This window comes from Burkholderia sp. 3C (genome assembly GCF_054589155.1).
This window is the reverse complement of the sequence record NZ_BAAILN010000007.1, coordinates 1-303: the sequence shown is the minus strand read 5'-3', so window position 1 is coordinate 303 and position 303 is coordinate 1. Positions and strand designations below refer to the sequence as shown.

The window sequence follows — 303 nt, the reverse complement described above, 5'->3', positions numbered from 1 at the left end:
GCTTCCTTCGCGTACTCGATCGCCACGCGCGTCGGGCCGCCGGCGCCGGCCAGGATCGGCACCTTGCCCTTGCAGGTTTCCGTGGCAGTGCGAACCACATTCGAATAGTCGGCTTGCGTCAGCGAGAAGAATTCACCCGTGCCGCCGGCCACGAACAGTGCCGAGGCGCCGTACGGGGCAAGCCATTCGAGGCGTTCAATGAACGTATCGGCGCGGAAATTGCCTTGCGCGTCGAAATCGGTAACGGGGAAAGACAGCAGCCCTTCGGAGATGATCTGCTTCAGTTCTTGCGGCGTGGTCATG

The 303-nt window shown here is 62.4% G+C and carries 1 protein-coding gene; it reads right to left on the bottom strand.

The features are described 5' to 3' along the window. Window positions 1-302: dihydrodipicolinate synthase family protein (locus ACYP33_RS00485; RefSeq protein WP_459618960.1), on the bottom strand; the 302-nt coding region annotated here is incomplete at its 3' end. Window position 303: the final 1 nt, after the last annotated feature.